Origin of the sequence: Aliikangiella maris, assembly GCF_040719265.1 — a bacterium.
GTDB classification, from domain to species: Bacteria; Pseudomonadota; Gammaproteobacteria; order Enterobacterales; family Kangiellaceae; genus Aliikangiella; species Aliikangiella maris.
The window spans coordinates 1-15,309 of record NZ_JBFDAH010000033.1 but is presented as its reverse complement, the minus strand read 5'-3'; the positions used below and the strand labels follow the sequence as shown (position 1 = coordinate 15,309).

12 protein-coding genes are annotated in these 15,309 nt (G+C 36.3%); 6 read left to right on the top strand and 6 right to left on the bottom strand.

The genetic code is table 11. The features are described from left to right. Window positions 1–90 precede the first annotated feature (90 nt). From ABVT42_RS19875 to ABVT42_RS19865, 3 genes are read right to left on the bottom strand one after another with little or no spacing between them, the layout of a single operon-like run. Complete coding sequence (locus tag ABVT42_RS19875; RefSeq protein ID WP_353897675.1) at window positions 91–876, bottom strand: TauD/TfdA dioxygenase family protein; 786 nt, start codon at window positions 874–876, stop codon at window positions 91–93. Between the two features lie 9 nt (window positions 877–885). Then, window positions 886–1,854 carry an L-tyrosine/L-tryptophan isonitrile synthase family protein gene (locus tag ABVT42_RS19870; protein WP_353897676.1) on the bottom strand — a complete coding sequence of 323 codons (969 nt, stop codon included), beginning with the start codon at window positions 1,852–1,854 and terminating at the stop codon, window positions 886–888. A gap of 16 nt (window positions 1,855–1,870) precedes the next feature. Beyond that, the gene (locus tag ABVT42_RS19865; RefSeq protein ID WP_353897677.1) at window positions 1,871–3,484 is read right to left on the bottom strand and encodes an NAD(P)/FAD-dependent oxidoreductase; all 1,614 of its coding nucleotides are present in this window, start codon (window positions 3,482–3,484) and stop codon (window positions 1,871–1,873) included. Window positions 3,485–3,980: 496 nt separating this feature from the next. Between ABVT42_RS19865 and ABVT42_RS19860 the strand changes: the two genes are divergently transcribed. Beyond that, window positions 3,981–4,682, top strand: coding sequence for a phosphoglycolate phosphatase (locus ABVT42_RS19860; RefSeq protein ID WP_353897678.1), 702 nt, complete (start codon window positions 3,981–3,983; stop codon window positions 4,680–4,682). Window positions 4,683–4,775: 93 nt separating this feature from the next. Here ABVT42_RS19860 and ABVT42_RS19855 read toward each other — a convergent pair whose 3' ends face one another. Continuing rightward, a complete protein-coding gene (locus ABVT42_RS19855) occupies window positions 4,776–5,117 on the bottom strand; it encodes a hypothetical protein (RefSeq protein ID WP_353897679.1) in 342 nt (113 codons plus the stop codon). A 329-nt stretch (window positions 5,118–5,446) separates the two neighbouring features. Here ABVT42_RS19855 and ABVT42_RS19850 point away from each other — a divergent pair, with 329 nt between their 5' ends. The 4 genes from ABVT42_RS19850 to ABVT42_RS19835 all read left to right on the top strand — a co-directional run bounded on the left by ABVT42_RS19850 (window position 5,447) and on the right by ABVT42_RS19835 (window position 11,714). Next, the gene (locus ABVT42_RS19850; RefSeq protein ID WP_353897680.1) at window positions 5,447–6,505 is read left to right on the top strand and encodes a sensor histidine kinase; all 1,059 of its coding nucleotides are present in this window, start codon (window positions 5,447–5,449) and stop codon (window positions 6,503–6,505) included. Window positions 6,506–6,545: 40 nt separating this feature from the next. Continuing rightward, complete coding sequence (locus ABVT42_RS19845) at window positions 6,546–7,352, top strand: LytR/AlgR family response regulator transcription factor (RefSeq protein WP_353897681.1); 807 nt, start codon at window positions 6,546–6,548, stop codon at window positions 7,350–7,352. 542 nt (window positions 7,353–7,894) lie between these two features. Further along, window positions 7,895–9,487, top strand: a complete 1,593-nt coding sequence (locus ABVT42_RS19840) for a sensor histidine kinase (protein ID WP_353897682.1) — start codon at window positions 7,895–7,897, stop codon at window positions 9,485–9,487. Further along, window positions 9,477–11,714, top strand: a complete 2,238-nt coding sequence (locus ABVT42_RS19835) for a bifunctional diguanylate cyclase/phosphodiesterase (RefSeq protein WP_353897683.1) — start codon at window positions 9,477–9,479, stop codon at window positions 11,712–11,714. Before ABVT42_RS19840 ends, ABVT42_RS19835 begins: the two co-directional genes overlap by 11 nt. Before the next feature lie 44 nt (window positions 11,715–11,758). On the opposite strand, the gene ABVT42_RS19830 is transcribed toward ABVT42_RS19835, so the two are convergent. Further along, on the bottom strand, window positions 11,759–12,871 hold the full coding sequence (locus ABVT42_RS19830; RefSeq protein WP_353897684.1) for an ABC transporter substrate-binding protein: 1,113 nt from the start codon (window positions 12,869–12,871) through the stop codon (window positions 11,759–11,761). A gap of 173 nt (window positions 12,872–13,044) precedes the next feature. Here ABVT42_RS19830 and ABVT42_RS19825 point away from each other — a divergent pair, with 173 nt between their 5' ends. Beyond that, the gene (locus ABVT42_RS19825; RefSeq protein ID WP_353897685.1) at window positions 13,045–14,463 is read left to right on the top strand and encodes an aldehyde dehydrogenase family protein; all 1,419 of its coding nucleotides are present in this window, start codon (window positions 13,045–13,047) and stop codon (window positions 14,461–14,463) included. Between the two features lie 62 nt (window positions 14,464–14,525). On the opposite strand, the gene ABVT42_RS19820 is transcribed toward ABVT42_RS19825, so the two are convergent. Beyond that, a complete protein-coding gene (locus ABVT42_RS19820; protein WP_367024290.1) occupies window positions 14,526–15,248 on the bottom strand; it encodes a DUF3137 domain-containing protein in 723 nt (240 codons plus the stop codon). Window positions 15,249–15,309: the final 61 nt, after the last annotated feature.

Here is a 15,309-nt window from a genome sequence, read left to right as displayed (position 1 = left end):
AAGGGATAAGAAAAACACCAAAATATAACCGTATTAAAAAATATTTTGGTGTTTCACAATAATATATTTTGAAAGCGCAAAGCTGCTATCTTAAAGAATATGAATGCGCTTTAATGAACGACTTAAACCATGTCCTTCAAAGCGTCGTCGACCATGCAGTAAAGAATGATTATCCACCATTAAATAATCACCTTTAATCCATTGGTGATCATAAAAATAACGAGACTGATAACAAAGCTGATTAATTAACCGAAGCAAATTATCACCCTCTTCTTTATCTTTACCAACAACTTCCGTAATGACCGGATTAACCTCAACATTATCTTCATTGAATGGTTCAATAAACTGCATCCGCAACTTATTGGTCAGGGGATGATGACTGATTAGAGGAGCTTCAACCGATCCACCATAGTGTGCCTTTTTCTCAGTCTCGTAACGAATAACCAGATCTTGTAATTGCTCTAGTTGATCTGCTGGTAACGATTCTAAAAATTTAACGGTGTTTAAAAAAGTAGTTTCGCCACCGCCTGATTCTGCACTACCTTCGATACATTGAAAAAAATTAAAACGCGGCACTGCATGGGCAAAAGCACCATCCCAATGGAGCTCAACTCGGCCTTGACTGAAAATATGATTTTCTGGTTCTTGTCTGATTTGTAATTCTAAAACATAACCAAAGTCCCACTTCATTAAATCACCAAACTGACTGGCAAAAGTACACATCTGTTCATTATCTGTCGGTGAAAAATTCCGCAATAGAAGTAACCCATTATCCAACAAACTCTTTTCTATTTGATCTTTATCCAGACTAAATAAACTACCGTTCTCTTCGGCTTGAATGATCAAACCAAAAGGCTCATTAGCAACCGTATTCATGATTTACCTCTAGTGATTTAATCGTTCAAAGTGACTGGGGCGTCCATCAACATAAACAAGCACACACCCTTGTTTTTCCGCTTCTTCTCTTGGTAATAAGGTAATTGCACCTTTATCTTTAACCACGACCGAATGCCAGGGAGTTGTCCAGACATCATTTTTAGTCAACATAGAAATTCCAATTTTCTCTGACACAAGGTACTGAGGATGAATAGACAATCTGACCGCATCAGGAAATTGCTTTTTCAATAACCGGCTCCACGCATTACTGCGTTGTATGACACGATAAGCCGCCAGCTTCGCTTTTTTCTGTAATGCAGTACGACTAAGTTCGGAAAACTCGTCAATGCCAGAGAAGTCTTCGAGCATAAATTTGGTAATTCCAAGATACATAGTCGAAGCTTCGCGCTCACATTTTATACGTCGGCGTAATGAGATCCAAGATTCGCCATATTCGATCATTAACTCTTCACGTAACATGGCATAATCATCAACTTTTTCATAAACATTATCGAGGTTATAAAATTCGATATAATCAGGAAAATGCTCTAAAGCGAAACTTTTGATGCCATCACCATAATCGGAAACATGTTGATCTGGCACATGAATGATATCGGCAAAAACTCGGCCATCAGAACAAATAACTACTTTAGCCCCACGCGGATATACGGCTTCAATTTCTTTACACAACTCAACCAAACGTGTCATCGCCAAAAACTCACCGTAATCCGGCAAGTGACTCAATGTTTTTTTTGAGTTTGGCGATTTTGCAGGAAAAGCAGGCAGTATCAATTTAAGCGGAATATCATGTTCAATACATTGGATAACTTTTTCCAGATGCGGCGCCATTTGCTCATCCATACTGACATCTTCTGTATCGGGCAATAAACGTCTACGAGCAAAAATTAATCTCAATACTTCCTTGGCAACATCTGTTACCGAATCGACTTTATTTTTAAATGCTAAATCCGTATTCACTATTATTCTCCAGAAATTAGTTAATCAGATAATTAAAAGATTGGCTTAAAGATAATTTATCTTTAATAGCCATATTCACAACATCTTGCAGTTTGGTATCAGAAACCCCGAGTTGTTCCTTGTCAGATAAACTTCGTAAAAAGCCTCGATAAACCACATTTAACATATCTTTATCTAATTTTATAATGGCTTGTTCATCGAGAGTTTTGCCACGATTTTTAGCGTGCTTCATTAACTCTTTACTCAGCTCAATATCAAAAAACTCACCTTTATTTTTCCTAGTTTCTTGTCCTTCTATCAATGTTAAAAACTCACCTCGTAATCGATTGATTTGCTGAATAGCGGATTCATCAATCATCATTTGTGCTTTTTTGTTCATATCTTCCTGTGAAAGATGACTCATGGTTGGACAATATCCAAAATTACGAGCATAAGATGTGGGTAGAATTAGCCCGTACCAGTGCATTAATAATGCTTCAAGGTGCGTTCTGGTCACTTCATAACTACCATGGTAATTCCCCGCAATGTGCAAAAAGAATCCTTCATACCATAATTTTAAATATGCATTATAGGCTTTAACCCGCCCCTCAAATCCTTGCATATCACCCTGCATATCAGCTTCGATCATTTCGCCAATCATTCGATTTGCATCGGTTAAATAAGCAGAACCCGGAGATAACATTGGTTCTAAAAATGCAGAAGACATTCCAGTCATAAACCAGCGATCGGTAGAAAAACTTTGTTTTGACTGACGCGACAATTTTTTCATTGAACGATAATCCATCAGCTCAAATTTATCGCCCAACAACTCGCGCATACAGGCATGCTGTTGTAAAAATTCAATAAATTCTTCCTTATTTTTTAGCTCAACGGAACTTAAGTCAGAACGAACGGTAACACCTATACTGAAAGTTTCTTCATCAATAGGAATTAGCCAAATCCAGTAACCTTTATACATAAAGTGGTTAGTTGCTAAAGCTCGGCTGGTAAAATTTGTTCGACCTCGCCATTCTTCATCACCTTGTAAATCAATTAGATTTATATTTTTAAATCTTCCCCAATGACTAATAACCGGATGCCGCTCATCCATCGATACAATTAAATCAAGCTTTTTCCCTAAGGGAGATGCAAATCCACTGGCATCAACTAAATATCGACATTGAATTGTTCCATCAGTTGTCGCAATTTGGTGCCCATTATCTTTATCAATTAAAATATCTTGAACAACACAGCCCAACTTAACATCAACACCAATTTCCTGATTCATCCGACAAAGATCGTTATCAAATTTTTCTCGGTTTAATTGATGAGCAGGAATAAAGTGAAACCACTTTCGACACAATTCACTCATTTCGGAGAGTTTCAAATCTTTTTCAGGAGAATCAAAACAAAAACGCAATCCATGTTTATATAAATGATTACAATCAAGATAGTAAGCTAACTGCAAATCATTGGATGCATAATCCCAAAAAGTTTCTAATGTTGATTCACCAACCCAACTATCAAACTTTGTTTTTCTTTCAATAAGTGCAATTTTATATTCAGGGTGTTTAAGTTTTAACTGACGAGCCAAACATGAACCGGCCATTGAAGCACCAATTATTGCAACATCATAATGTGAATCCTGCATAGACTTTCTCCACCTATAACAATAGAATTTAAAAATAAATCAGTTTGGATACGACAGATTTAAAAATATTTTTATTTATTTACAATTATGCGATATATCCAAAACCAAAAGTGCGAAATGAGATACTATCTCAGATTTCATCCGAACAAAAAACACTTTAACACCATCACTTATTTTCTTTTGTTACTTGAGTCTCACTTTACTTGTGATTATTTGGTATGAATTTTTTTTGACGGTCATGCAAACGTCACATAATAATCTTTCAAATATTTTTTTGGATTATTATTTATTTCATATTTTCTAATTTTTAATATGATAAATTATTAGGTAATAATAGATTCCCTTAAAAATTGCTATAAAAGATATTTTATTTTTTGATGTTTAAAAAAAGTGCAGAAAATAATATTCAATAAAATAGTAAATAATTTTCTCTTTATAAAAATACTAAAAATGCTTTATGATAAAATCCATCTTCTTATAAGAAAGATAATAAATTATGTTTAACTCATTTATTAAAAGTCATTTTATTTCGTCACCAAAGTGGATTGGTTTCGATCTTGATGGCACATTAGTCAATAGCCTTCCCGATATCGCTAATGCATTAAATAAAACACTGACACAATTAAAACAACCACCAAAAGACATGGAAATAGTTAAAAATTGGATTGGAAATGGTGTACCCATGTTAATTAAACGAGCACTCAGTAATCAAATAAATCCCATTGAAAGTTGTTATCAAGGCTTATTTGACGAGGCTTTGCATATTTTTAATCAAGCGTATCAAGACAGCCTATGTCAGGATTCTTATCTTTACCCCAATGTTAAAGAAGTCCTTAATAAACTTTATGAACATCATGTATCGCTAGCTTTAATTACTAATAAGCCAATAGAGTTTACATTACCACTACTAAAGAATTTAGAAATTGAAAAATATTTTAAATTAGTGATTGGTGGAGACTCATTAGCAGAGAAAAAACCATCACCGTTGCCGTTACAATATACCGCAGAACAACTTAGCGTTGAGGTTTCAGATGGATTTATGGTAGGAGACTCCAGCAGTGACATTATTTCAGCAAGAAATGCAGGCTGCAAAGTAATAGCAGTCAGTTACGGATATAATCATGGTCGTCCAGTAGAAGAGCTATCACCTGATTTAATAATTGATGATTTGTCTGAATTATTAGAAGCGGTTGAATGAAATGATTTATCGGACCAGTTGCTTACATAAAAAAATTGGCGAATAGAAACTATTCGCCAATCTCGTCTTAAGAGAAGAAATATATTGTATTAATTATAGAGAGCTTCCATCAACTTTTGCTTCACGAAGTTTAGCAATTGTTGGTAAAGATAAAGTTCTAACCGAACCTTTGTATGGTTTTCTGAAACGATAATCCCAATTACTATCTGAATTATCGGCAACAGTCAGTGATTCTTGCTTAATTTTTTTGCAAAGTGTTTTACTTGGTACTTGACCCAGTTTTTTTGCATAAGCTTTAACGTACTGTTTTTCATACCAGCCAGAGCTTTCGGCTTGTAATTGACAGTACTCCTCAGAAGTATAAATTTCTAGGTTATCTGCCGCAGCGACAAAGCCACTAAAACCAAAGAATAATACTGGGATATATTTTTTCATGCTAAATTTCTCCAATTAACTACAGACTAAAACATATGACAAAGTCAGTTAACTACTGACCGCTGTCTATAGTCGTACAGTATAAATAGTTCAATGTGTTTGTGTATTGCTGAATGTAATAGTTCTTGTCTAAATTGTTATTTTGAAACTTTCTGTTATCTACCCTAGTGCTAGTTTCGCGCGAATTATCTGATAAAAGTTATTTGTTTGTGTCCCAAAAGTTAAAAAACGTTAAAGTGATAACATAATAAGTCAGTTAGTTTTCGCTTTTTGGACTTTTATCTATATACTGTAATCCTTTATTCAGCGTTTTTTACCTCATCGGGATTATGCAACAGCAGCTTCTCACCAAAAACAAACATCAATTTTATTTATTAAACCTGATAGGATGGGCTGGCTATTGTCTTAGTGGTTATGTCGGTGCTTTTTATTGGGACAAACCGATAAATTACTATTGGGTTTTGTTTGTTGATTCCGTTTTGGGATTAATAATCAGCTTTTTATTACGTCCTGTCTACCGTGCAGTTTGGAACACATCACCTTTTACTCGTATTACCACCGTTATTTTTGCGGCTTATTTATGCGCGTTGCTTTGGGTGATACCGCATAATTTATTCTATTGGGAATTTTATAAGCATGGTTATCGACCAGAAAAATGGACTGGCTATTTTTGGGGATTACTCAACATCTATTATATTTTTATCTGCTGGAGTTGCTTATATTTTGGTATCAAGTTTTATCGAGGAATGCAAGAAGCGAGTCAACGAGCACTAAAAGCCAGCAGTCTGGCTCATGAAGCTCAATTAAAAATGCTTCGTTATCAGTTAAATCCGCATTTTTTATTCAACACATTAAATGCCATTTCAACTTTAATTTTAGAAAAACATACCGAGCGAGCCAACGAGATGGTATCGCGACTTTCAAACTTCTTACGCTATTCTTTAGATAACGATCCAATGCAAAAAGTAACACTTGAGCAAGAAGTCACTACCTTGAGGTTTTATTTAGGCATTGAAAAAGTGCGCTTTGAGGAACGACTCGAAGTTTTATTTGATATTGATGCTCAAGCGGAAAAAGCGTTAATTCCTAGTTTGATTTTACAACCACTAGTAGAAAATTCGATTAAATATGCCATTGCAAAATCAGAACAGGGCGGCACAATTTCATTACGAGCAAAAATTTTTGCTAATGAATTGTTACTTGAACTAACAGATAATGGACCAGGCGTAAAACTAGTCAACGGCGAGCTTCCCAAAGGTCGAGGCGTTGGTGTAAAAAATACGCGAGAGCGTTTGAATGAAATCTATAATAGTAAACATTCCTTTACAATTTCAAATATCACTCCTCAAGGATTACAGATTAATATTCGCCTACCCTTTGAAGTTTAATCCTGCTTGATGAAGCATCGGCAAAAGTGTAGAGGTCACTATGGAAAAAATTCGTACTATTATCGTCGACGATGAGTCACTTGCCAGGCGAGGCCTCAATATCAGACTTAAACAATTTGAAGATGTCGAAATTGTAGCAGAATGCCAAAATGGTCGCGAAGCACTTCAAGCCATCCAGGCATTTTCACCTCAGCTAGTGTTTCTCGATATTCAAATGCCCGGTATCGATGGCTTTGAAGTAGTCAAATCTCTGCAAGGAGACAGTATTCCACTGATAGTATTTGTAACTGCATTTGACCAATATGCAGTCGATGCTTTTGAGGTTCATGCTGTAGATTATGTGCTTAAACCCGTTGAAGAAGAGCGTTTAACACTTGCAATTGAGCGAGTTAGACAACACATTAAACAAGATGCAACTGATAACCATAAAAAACGTTTGATGGATTTAATCGCTAATATTACGGGTCAATCAACTGCACAAATCGATAAGATGTTACAAAATAATGCACTGCCAAATGAAACTTATCCAGAAAAAATAGCAATCAAAGATCGCGGGGAAACGACCTTAGTAATGATGCAAGATATTGCCTGGATAGAAGCAGCCGGTGATTATATGTGTATTCATGCCAATGAACAGGTTCATGTTTTACGCAGTACGATGAAAGATTTGGAAGCGAAATTAAATCCACAACATTTTCAGCGCATTCATCGTTCAACAATTGTTAATTTAAATAAGATTGAAAAGGTTTGCTCTCATATTAACGGAGAGTATTTCTTAATGCTTAAAGGTGAATCTCGCTTAAAAATGAGCCGCAGCTATCGCGATAAAATCAAGCATATTATTTAATTGCCTTAGTTTACTCACCCATTGTAATCAACATCCGTTTTACCCAGGCTCAAGTAGCGACACTTAACCTTTAAGCATTTGAAGCAACTTTCAGTTACAACCGATACTTTAATTCTAAAACATCACATTACTTATATCATTTAGATTGGTAAAAACAATTTAGTCTGCCAAATATTCCCTAATATTTAGTTTCATATCGACACCTGAACTTCGGCTATCAGCGAATTTCACTAGTCAGATCAAATTGTTACTCAGGCAAAAGGAAAGTCACAACAAAGAAAAAAGTTACGATTAATTATAATAAAAGCAAACAGAAAATTAACTATTAAAGTCGACTTGTTGTGTCAATGGCGTTAAAAAGATAAGTGTTAAATAACAAATTAATCCGTTAATAATTTTTTTAATTCGATGTTAGCCTAACAAACACCGCCGATCGAAACTGTGTGTACAATAATAAGTCAAATATTTCAGTAAAATACACTAGAATTAATTATTAGAAAATTTATTTTCTGGCAACTTTCAACTAGAAGGAGCTGGTTTGTATGTTTGGTGCAATTTTTACATCCCAGGCCAATCGAACGCACAGTGTTCAATTATTTTTAATTATTGTTATGGTGGTCTCGATTGCACTTCCCGCGATATTAAGCGGCGCATTTCTTATACATCATCAATACCAGTCGAGAGTCAATAACGAGCAGGCAAAACGTGCCAATAATTATATTGAATTATTACAAGCGGGCATGAAACTTCCATTGTGGGAGCTAAATATGGAGTTAGCAGAACCTTTAATTGGTGCAATTAGTCTCGACCCTTCTGTTGGAAAAATAACAGTATGGGATATTCAAAATCAGTTTTTACAATATACCAATGAGTCTTATCAAGCAGACAGTACCGACCTAGTATTTTTAAAACCGATTACCTTTAATGAAACAGTCATCGGTAAGGTTGAATTGATTTACAGTCTACAAAAAGCTCGAGATGAATCATTAGTAGAATCAAAACTACTTGCCAGTATCATTTTAATTCAACTGATATTTTCTTTTTTGATCTTACATTATTTCATTAATAAACGCGTGACCAAGCCGCTGACTTTACTTGAGAATGCTGCAAAAAAAATGGCACATGGCGATTTGACAACCCCCATTCCGCAATGGCAAAACGATGAGTTTGGTAGTTTGGCAACACAACTTGAATTAATGCGTGAGGCACTTGATGAAGTTGTCAACTCATTGACAGAGAAAGTCAGCGAGCGAACTAACGTTTATAATCGAACTAACAATGAACTATTAAAAGTTGTAGATTGCTTAAAGGAGACCCAACAAAGCCTTATCCAATATGAAAAGCTGGCTGCACTCGGTGGACTAGTGGCCGGTGTATCACACGAGCTTAATACGCCCCTCGGTAATGGATTAATTGTCGCGACCACACTACAAAAGCAAACAGAACAACTTATCGAAATATTACCTCAAGGCATTACCAAAGAAGAACTGGATCAATATTTGGCAGATTTTCACGACGGCATTAAATTAGTCTATATTAGTATTAAGCGGGCAGCAGAACTGGTCAAAAGCTTCAAGCAAGTCGCGGTCGATCGAACCTCAGAAAAAAGACGCGAGTTTGATTTAAGAGAAGTCATCAATGAAACCATAATGACGCTTTTACCCAGCTTTAAAAGAACTAAAATAAAGATTAGTGAGAATATTGCCGAAAATATTCAGCTGAACAGTTACCCTGGCCCTTTAAGTCAAGTGCTCACCAATTTAATTGAAAATGCCAGAGTACATGCCTTTAATATTCGCGACATAAAGACTCAACCAAAAATTACCCTAACTGCTAGATTAGAAGATGACTGGGTAATCATTAAGGTCACAGATAACGGATGTGGTATTGCTAAATCTGAAATTAATAGAGTTTTTGAGCCCTTTTACACCACAACTTTTGGCAAGTCTGGAACAGGACTTGGACTCCAAATAGTGCACAATATCATCACAGGTATATTAGGTGGCAATATTGAATTACAGTCGGAACCCGGCCAAGGCTCAACATTTAAAATACGTATTCCACTATGCTCACCTGAGGAAAAAAACTTACATTCAATCATTTATACGCCCATGGAATTAACAAATGAGTGCTAGTAAAACTAATACGCCAATGACATTTATTACGCGTGATAGTGATTCAGGCAGTATTCCACCTGGTGAATCTGATGATCCGCCTTGGAAAGTACTTGTCGTTGACGATGAAGAAGATGTTCATACATCAACAATTTTTGCATTAAAAGATAGCGAAATATTTGGCCGTCCAATTCAACTGCTGCATGCATACAATAGTGAAGATGCCTTAAAAATTCTTAAAGAGGAGTTAGATATTGCGGTTATATTAGTCGATGTTGTCATGGAGTCTTCAAATGCCGGCTTAGACTTAATCGATAATATACGTAACAATTTACAATATAATGATCCGCAAATTATTATACGTACGGGACAACCTAATCAAGCACCAGAGCAAGAGATTATTAAGCAATATGAGATTAATGATTATAAGCTCAAAACGGAGTTAACCCAATCAGCGTTATTCAATTCACTCACAACGGCTATACGTTCATACCGTCAAATTAATCGAGAAACAACCAATCGACAAGCATTGAACTCGCTGTTTAATTTGATGGCGACACAATTGTCAGATAGAAATTTACATAATTTTGCTAACCTCTTCATTTTACATCTATCCAACCTTTATCATGAAGTGCAAAACGGTTTGGTCTGTGCACAAATTGATGCCACTTTTGAGTTTAATCACGAATTAAGTGTTTTAGCGGCAATAGGTGAATTTACGAGTGAACTAGGTAAATCAGTTTCTCAAATCAAACACCCACAAATGAATAGCCTGATTCAGCAATGTATCAAACAAAAAGCCAATATTTTTCATAAAAGTGGCATGGCAATTTATTTAGGTAGCCCTTCAAGAGGCGATATGGTTGCCTGTATTTTAGGACAAACTGCATTAGACTTTGCTGATAAGACAATTCTTGATTTATTTGCAACAAACATAAAAATTTGTGCCGACAATTTAATTTTGATGAAGGACCTGAAAAATTATGCGTTCCGTGATCAAAAATTAAAAATCCCTAATCGTAATGCACTTTCTGAAGATTTACATCTTTTATTTAAAAAGCAAAAGTATCATGCTCATGTACTGATTAAGCTCGGCGTCGATCACTTTTCCGAGGTCAACCTTGCGCTTGGTGAAGAGTATGGCGACCATTTATTACTATCTATTGCAGATAGAATTCGTAGCTTTTTGCCACGGACTTGCCAAATTTATCGACTAGGAGGAGATACATTTGCGATTTTAGGTCCTGAAAAAGAAATCGATTTAGACAGGCTTAATAAACTTTTTCGTTTTCCTTTTTTCATTGGTGATGATGCACAAACCATTTCAATTACCATTGGCGTTCTCAAACTTGAAGAGATCCATGGAACAGATGAAGAAGCACTAAAAGCAATCAATGTCGTACATAAGTTGGCAAAATTAAATCACCGTGGAGGTACTCTAATTTACAAAAAGGAAATGCTATCTTATGCGAAAAAACGACTACAACGACTAGAAGAACTACGCTATGACTTTGTCAAACAGAAGATTTTCCTCGCCTATCAACCCATTTATAATATTCAGAAGAAGCGATTATCAGGTTTGGAAGCATTGATGCGCTGGGAGCATAAAGAAGGAGAGTTTGTCAGTCCGACTGAATTTATTCCGCTAGCAGAGCAATCAGGTTTTATCAATCGTCTCGGACGCTGGGCAATATTACAAGCACTTGAAAAACTGAATTGGCTACATAATAGCGGATGGCCAAATATAAAAATGGCGATTAATTTATCAGTGTTACAGTTACAACAACCAGATTTAATTACTGAACTTACCAACGCAATACAAGAGTTTAATATTCCGCCAGAATATATTGAGTTAGAAATTACCGAATCGGTGGCCATGAAAGATTTTGAACAAAATCTTAAGGTTCTCAATGAATTGAAAAAACTAGGTATCAAACTTGCCTTGGATGACTTTGGTACAGGTTTCTCTTCATTAAGTTTTTTACGAGACTTACCTATTGATCGTATAAAAATCGATAAGCATTTTATTCAAAATATTGATCTGATAGGTGGCAAAGAATTTATTGAGCTAATCATACAACTAGGCCACACGCTAGATATGTCGGTAACTGCTGAAGGTATAGAAACTATTGAGCAATTAAACCGCTTACATTCGCTCAATTGTGACTGTATTCAAGGCTTTTATTTTGCCAAGCCCATGGCCAAAGAAATTCTGTTAAATTGGTTGAATGAACATTCTAATCTTTAATGTTCAAATCCATGACTTATGACTTATGACTTATGACTTATAACTTATAACTTATGATCCTCATTAATACAACGAGCATGGTTTGCAACCCAATGAGTCCACACATGGTTATTTTCATTTAACCACTTTTTAGCCGCCATAGATGACGTTAATCCGTCGACGTCTACCATTTTTGATAAATTTGCCAGCATCGCATTATTAAAATTAACTCGTGTTAACACATCAAATGCGCATGGATACTGTGCATCGAAACCTCGACGTACCACTTTACGTAGCCATCCACCTTTAGGATTACCACAATCCCAAGGAAAAACTGGATTATATCCCCATGCGGCATCTTGTTCGCACTGCAACGTATACTCAGGGAATTCAACAAACTTTCCCGAATATCTGGCTTCGACATAGTTGGGCGTCCAGTTAAATATTAAAATGGGCATTTTGTTTAATACCGCCGCTTCTAACCGCTCTCGCAGTTCAATACTATCGTTTGCCTGAATCACTTTAAATGGCAATTCAAGCGCGCGAATTCTCGCTGCATCGGGCTTTTCCCAAGGACCACCAATATATTGCCCCAACGGTTTAGTTTGTTCAGTTACAAATATCTGATAGCATTTTTTTAACGCATGCCAATGAGGTAAACCCGGACATGATTTTTCAACATAATCGGGATACCACCAATCTTCACGAGTTTTTGCATCGTGTTCTCCAGCATCAATAATATCGCCACTCTTTATTAATTGACGGTATTTTTCCGCCATAGTCCCTTCCCAAACTTCAACTTGAATATCGGCATATTTAAATTTTAACTGATACCACTGCCCACTCACTTTTGACTCAAAATATTCAATCGAATATCCTAAATCTTCAAATAAAAATCCCAGTACTTTAGCCATGACAATTTGACTGGTCCAGTCGTTTAATAAAATCCGAATTGTTTTTTGTGACAGTGGCTGGCTTATTTCTGATTGTGCGTCTAACATTTCATTTTGACGCATATCAGAATTGAGATTGAGCCCAGACGTATTAGATACTTTGGATAGTTTAACAGGGTCAAAATAGACTCTCTGAATAGATACAGCAAAGGCAAAATCACTCCAGTTGATAAACCCTAAAGTGATGACAATAAAGATTGTTAATTTTTTAATTAAACTCTTCATTGTTTTAAACCAGAAATGAAAAAAACAATATGATTCCCAAAGTATAGATCAAAATTTAAAAGCGATTGATATTGTGTAATGTCATGACTCGTTTAAAGCTTCACTAAATCTGTTATGATTGATGCTAAATCCATATCACACAATAAACTCACTTCACTAAGTGGAATATAATTATGCGAGATTTAGAGCAATTTTACATCAACGGGCAATGGGTTACACCTACGAGTCAGACTGTCAGCGAAGTTATAAATCCTGCAACTGAAAAAGCTTGTGCGACAATCAAACTGGCAAATAATGATGATGTTAACCAAGCAGTCGATGCAGCAAAGAGTGCATTCAGCCAATTTGCTTTTAGCTCATTAAGCGAAAGACTCGATCTGTTTGCATCGATTATCAGTGAATACAAAAAACGATTTGATGACATCGCTTTTGCCATTAGCGAGGAAATGGGGGCACCGATTAAACTGGCTAATACCGCTCAAACAATTGCGGGGCTGAGTCATCTGAAAGCGGCTTTTAATATATTAAAGACCTATCCTTTTGTTGAAACATGTGGCAAAAGTCAAATCATTAAAGAGCCAATAGGTGTTTGTGCTTTAATTACCCCGTGGAACTGGCCGCTCAACCAAATTACCTGCAAAGTTGCACCTGCGCTTGCCTGTGGAAACACGATGATTTTAAAACCCTCAGAAATTGCCCCGGTTTCCGCTTATGTATTTACTGAGGTTTTACACGCAGCAGGTGTCCCGGCAGGGGTATTTAATTTAATCAATGGCGATGGTTTAGGCGCAGGAGCACAACTTACCGCTCATCCTCAGGTCGATATGGTTTCATTTACTGGATCAACTCGAGCCGGTATTCAAATTGCTAAAAATGCAGCAACCACCATAAAACGAGTCACTCAAGAGCTCGGCGGAAAATCAGCAAATATTATTTTAGATGATGCCGATTTTGAAACAGCCGTAACACGAGGAACCCGCGCAGTATTTTCAAATAGCGGTCAGTCTTGTGATGCACCAACTCGCCTGTTAGTCCCTGAAGATAAAATGCAGCAAGCTGCAGAAATAGCGGCCTCAGTTGCCGCTTCAATTAAGGTCGGTAACCCGCAAGATGAAACAACTCAAATGGGACCTGTTGTCAGTGAGCAACAATTCACAAAAGTTCAAAACTTAATTCAACAAGGCATACAAGAAGGTGCGCAACTGGTATGTGGCGGCTTGGGTCGACCAGAACATTTAACCAGCGGATACTATGTGAAACCAACGGTATTCGCCAATGTAAGTAACCAAATGCAAATTGCGCAACAGGAAATATTTGGCCCGGTTTTATCGATTATTGCTTACCAAACCGATGATCAGGCAATTGAGATTGCTAACGACTCGCCTTATGGTTTAGCTGGTTATATTCAAGGAACTAATGAGCAAAGAATTCAATACATTGCCAGCCGAATTCGTGCAGGAAACATTAATATTAATGGTGCTTATGGGGATGCTTATCGTCCATTTGGCGGCTATAAACAATCGGGTAATGGCCGTGAAATAGGTCAATTAGGATTTGATGATTTTCTTGAAATAAAGGCGATTTCTCGGTAATTTTATTGGCTTAGTCACTCGTTAACAATACCCAAAAACACCACTCCAACCAATGGGCAACCTTATTTAGAATTAAGGTTGCCACAATCATGCATTATAGATTTTTCAGATTGAACATTTTTTAATATTTGTTCACCAATTTTAATTAATTGATTCATCATTTCTACTTGTTGTAAAAAACTGTTTAACACCTGATTTTTGTTGGTATTTTGACTTAATGATGGTGCGCCTAGAAAATTTTCAGGACGATGCAATAAAATAAGTAATCGATTATGAAATAGGCTAATTTCAGGTTGCGCGACATCTAGCTGATTATCAAATTCAGCAAGTTGCTGCAAGACTTCTTGCGAGAAAACTTGTTTGGCTAGAGTTTGATTAGTCGCATAAATCGCATACTTTTCTTCGCAACCAGGAACGCTAATATCAACTTTTTGATTTAGCGGCATAGGTGTTTGCTGCAACCAATTCATCAACTTGCTCCACCTCGCGTGTAAGATAACTTGCTGATTAATACGCGTTGGAGAAACCAACTCAACTATCAATCCACTAAACACTTTGCTCACCTGCTGTTTATTATTCACATAACGCAATTTTGCCAGTGAGCACTCTACAATCGAGACATTAATATCACCCAGTTGAGTCAAAAAAATATCTTCTTGCTGCGTATACTTTTCATCATGTTGAGGAATAATCTTGCTGGTAATTAGTGGTTCTAACGAAATAAAACCGTATCGTTGATAAGTAGTCGCCCCTGAAAAAAAGCCTAACCTTCTGATATTTAACAAATAATCTCTAATCAAGAACCCCTTTTTCGACCAAAAATGTTAGAATAACTCTCAACTTTTT

Bases quoted from the DNA above. Each gene is read 5' to 3' on its own strand.
- ABVT42_RS19855 (WP_353897679.1), bottom strand. From the start codon at position 5,117: ATGAAAAAATATATCCCAGTATTATTCTTTGGTTTTAGTGGCTTTGTC.
- ABVT42_RS19825 (WP_353897685.1), top strand. From the start codon at position 13,045: ATGCGAGATTTAGAGCAATTTTACATCAACGGGCAATGGGTTACACCT.
- ABVT42_RS19840 (WP_353897682.1), top strand. From the start codon at position 7,895: ATGTTTGGTGCAATTTTTACATCCCAGGCCAATCGAACGCACAGTGTT.
- ABVT42_RS19860 (WP_353897678.1), top strand. From the start codon at position 3,981: ATGTTTAACTCATTTATTAAAAGTCATTTTATTTCGTCACCAAAGTGG.
- ABVT42_RS19875 (WP_353897675.1), bottom strand. From the start codon at position 876: ATGAATACGGTTGCTAATGAGCCTTTTGGTTTGATCATTCAAGCCGAA.
- ABVT42_RS19835 (WP_353897683.1), top strand. From the start codon at position 9,477: ATGAGTGCTAGTAAAACTAATACGCCAATGACATTTATTACGCGTGAT.
- ABVT42_RS19850 (WP_353897680.1), top strand. From the start codon at position 5,447: ATGCAACAGCAGCTTCTCACCAAAAACAAACATCAATTTTATTTATTA.
- ABVT42_RS19845 (WP_353897681.1), top strand. From the start codon at position 6,546: ATGGAAAAAATTCGTACTATTATCGTCGACGATGAGTCACTTGCCAGG.
- ABVT42_RS19865 (WP_353897677.1), bottom strand. From the start codon at position 3,484: ATGCAGGATTCACATTATGATGTTGCAATAATTGGTGCTTCAATGGCC.
- ABVT42_RS19830 (WP_353897684.1), bottom strand. From the start codon at position 12,871: ATGAAGAGTTTAATTAAAAAATTAACAATCTTTATTGTCATCACTTTA.